The sequence below is a fragment of the Actinomadura sp. 3N508 genome, from assembly GCF_044326375.1.
Lineage (GTDB): Bacteria > Actinomycetota > Actinomycetes > Streptosporangiales > Streptosporangiaceae > Spirillospora.
In genome coordinates, this window is the sequence record NZ_JBIRAX010000031.1 from 1 (window position 1) to 3,504 (window position 3,504).

2 protein-coding genes are annotated in these 3,504 nt (G+C 68.6%); both read left to right on the top strand.

The genetic code is table 11. The features are described 5' to 3' along the window. On the top strand, positions 1-837 hold an 837-nt coding region (locus ACH34S_RS41860; protein ID WP_395958504.1), incomplete at its 5' end, for a DUF305 domain-containing protein. Between the two features lie 9 nt (positions 838-846). Continuing rightward, the gene (locus ACH34S_RS41865) at positions 847-3,414 is read left to right on the top strand and encodes a glycosyl hydrolase family 18 protein (RefSeq protein WP_395958505.1); all 2,568 of its coding nucleotides are present in this window, start codon (positions 847-849) and stop codon (positions 3,412-3,414) included. Positions 3,415-3,504: the final 90 nt, after the last annotated feature.

The following is a 3,504-nucleotide window of genomic DNA, read 5'->3' on the forward strand; positions in this document are numbered from 1 at the left end:
CCCGCGGCCGACCCTCCCGCGGCCGACCGCCCAGCGGCCGACCGCAGCGTCACCGTCCGCCACACGGCCGAGCCACCCCCTCCGGCCGAACCCCCTGTGCCGGACGGCCGCGCTGCGGGACGCCCCGCGGTGAAGCGCGGTGTCGTGAAGTACGGTGCGCTGGCGCTCCTCGCCGCGTGCGTTCTCCTGGTGTTCGCCCAGTGCGGGGCCGCCGGCGGTTCACCGTCCGGCGGCTCCGCCCCCGCCTCCCGGGGCGGCGACGGCTTCAACAGCACCGACGTGATGTTCCTGCAGATGATGCTTCCCCATCAGGAACAGGGCGTGAAGCTGGTACGGCTCGCCAAGCGGCATGCCGTCCGCCCCGAGGTGAAGCTCCTGGCCGCGGCGATCGAGACCACCCAGGTCGCCGAGGCGAAGGAGATGCAGCAGCGGCTCCGCGGATGGCGGCGGCCGCTGCGCGCGGAGTCGTCCGAGCATGCCTCGCACGGCGGCATGCCGGAGACCACCGACGCCGAACTGGCGGCGTTGGAGCGGACCCCGCCGGACCGTTTCGAGCGCGAGTTCCTCAACCTGCTGATCGGCCATCAGGACGACGCGGTCCAGATGGCCCGGCTTGAGACCGGCAGCGGCGAGGACGGCTGGACGAAGCGGCTGGCGGCGCGCGTCGACCGGTCCCGGTCGGCGCAGATCGAACAGATGCTGGCGATTCTCCGTCCCCCGTCCACCGAGAAGCCCCGATCCACGGCGAAACCCCGATCCACGCAGGCACACCGATCCCCGAAGTCCCTCCGATACGCGGAAGGAACCCGCCCCCCGGAAGACTCCCACCGGAAGTAGGTGTTCGGCATGCGCCGAATAATCGGAATCCTGACCACTTTCATTGTGCTGGCCTCGCTCGCCGTCGCTCCCGCTCATGCGGCGGACAGGCTGACGGCGGCCTTCAGTTTGTCCGGGACCACCGGAAAGTACGTGGTCTCCAATCCAGGAACGAATGCCGTCAGCAACTGGACGCTGACGTTCGAGCTCCCCTCGGGTGTGACCGCGCGCAACCCGCAGAACGCCACCTTGTCGCAGAACGGGACGAAGGTGACGCTCCGTCCGCTGTTCTATATCAACACCGTCCGCGCGGGCGGGAACACCGAGCCCTACAGCCCGACGTTCACGTTGAGCTCCGCCACCGAGCAGCCGACGAACTGTCTGCTGAACGGCGCGGCTTGCGACGGCTCGGGTGAGGGCCCAGGGGAGAAGGCCGGCGTCACCGCCGAATACTCCATTGAAGGGTCGCGCGCCAAGTTCATCGTCGCGAACAACTCCGGCGCGACGATCTCGAACTGGTCGATCGTGTTCACCCTGCCGGCCGGCGTGACCGCCAGCAGCGCCGACAACGGCTCGATCGCCCAGACGGGCAGCACGTTCACCCTGTCTCCCGCCCACTACAACGCCACGATCCAGTCGGGCCGCACGACCGAGCCCTACAGCCCGACGTTCACGGTCAGCAGGGCGGGCGCGGAGCCGGTGACCTGCCGGGTCAACGACGTCAACTGCGACGGGTCCGGCGACGTGCTGCCGAGCGCGCCCGGCAACCTGACCTCCCCGGTGAAGACGACGAAGACCGTCTCGCTGAAGTGGGACGCGGCGACCCCCGGCAGCCTGCCGATCACCGCGTACGAGGTCTACAACGGCTCGGCGCTCGCCACCACGGTGGCCGAGACGAACGCCACGGTCACCGGCCTCACGCCGAACACCGAGTACACCTTCACCGTCAAGGCGCGGGACCGCAAGGGCGGCCTGTCGCCCGCCAGCACGCCGGTCACCGTCAAGACGAACAACCCGGCCGATGACACGACGGCGCCGTCGACCCCGGGCGGCCTGCGCAGCACCGGCAAGGACGCCGGCAGCGTGTCGCTCTCGTGGAGCGCCTCGTCCGACGCCAGCGGCGTGGCGAACTACGACGTCCTGGTCGACGGCAAGGCCGCGACGACGGTGATCGGCACGACGGCGAAGGTCGGCGGCCTGTCCCCGTCCACCGAGTACACGTTCACCGTCAAGGCCCGCGACACCTACGACAACGTGTCCGGTGCCAGCGAGGCCATCAAGGTGAAGACGTCCGACATCGTCGGCGAGGGCTACGCCAGGATCGGCTACTTCGTCCAGTGGGGCATCTACGGCCGCCAGTACTTCGTGAAGAACCTGGACACCACCGGGAACGCGCGGCGGCTCACCCACATCAACTACGCGTTCGGCAACATCGACCCGGTCAACCTGACCTGCCTGCACGGTGTCACCAAGGGCACCACGCAGAACCCGCAGGACCCGAACCAGGGCGACGGCGCGGGTGACGCCGAGGCCGACTACGGGCGCCCGTTCAGCGCCGCGCAGTCGGTGGACGGCGTCGCCGACACCGGCTGGGAGAAGCTCCAGGGCAACTACAACCAGCTGCTGAAGCTCAAGAAGAAGTACCCGCACCTGAAGGTGCTGATCTCGCTCGGCGGCTGGACGTACTCGAAGTACTTCTCCGACGTGGCCAAGACGGACGCGTCCCGCAAGAAGTTCGTGCAGTCCTGCCTCGACATCTACATCAAGGGCAACCTGCCCGTGTACGCCGGCAAGGGCGGCCCGGGCACCGGTGCCGGGATCTTCGACGGCATCGACCTCGACTGGGAGTGGCCGGGCGCCGAGGGGCACCCGGGCAACCACGTCAGCCCGGACGACAAGCGCAACAACACGCTGCTCATCCACGAGTTCCGCCGCCAGCTCGACGAGATGACGAAGGAGACCGGCAAGCGCTACGAGCTCACCGCGTTCACCCCGGCGGACCCGGCGAAGATCGAGGCCGGCTGGGAGCTGGCCGAGGTCGCGAAGTCCATGGACATCTTCAACATCCAGGGCTACGACTTCCACGGCGCGGGCAGCGACAACTCCTGGGAGCCCAAGCGGACGGGTCACCAGGGCAACCTGTACACCGACACCGATGACCCGTACCCGTTCCACTTCAGCGTCGAGAACGCGGTGAAGCCGTACCTCGACGCGGGCATCAACCCGCGCAAGCTGACCATCGGCCTGGCCTACTACGGCCGGGGCTGGCAGCAGGTCAAGGACGGCGGCAAGAGCGGCGAATGGCAGGACGCCAACGGCGCGGCCCCCGGCCAGTTCGCGGAAGAGGCCGGGACGCGCGGTTACAGCAACCTGCTCGCCAGCGTGCCGAACTGCAAGATCGTGCACGACGAACAGGCGGTGGCGACGTCCTGCTTCACCGGCGACAACGGCCAGTGGTGGACGTTCGACGACCCCTGGGCGATCCAGAAGAAGGTCGCCTGGCTGAAGAGCAAGAACCTGCTCGGCGCGATGATCTGGGAGATGTCCGGCGATCCGGGGATCCTCACCCAGACTCTGGATCAGAGTCTGGGGAGCTGATCCCTGATCCTGGATCCCTGATCCCGTAAGACCCAGGGCCGGTGCCGCCTTGCGCCAGCACGGCACCGGCCCTGACCCATTTCCGGACGG

Coding starts and splice junctions, on each gene's coding strand:
- ACH34S_RS41865 (WP_395958505.1), top strand. CDS start 847: ATGCGCCGAATAATCGGAATCCTGACCACTTTCATTGTGCTGGCCTCG.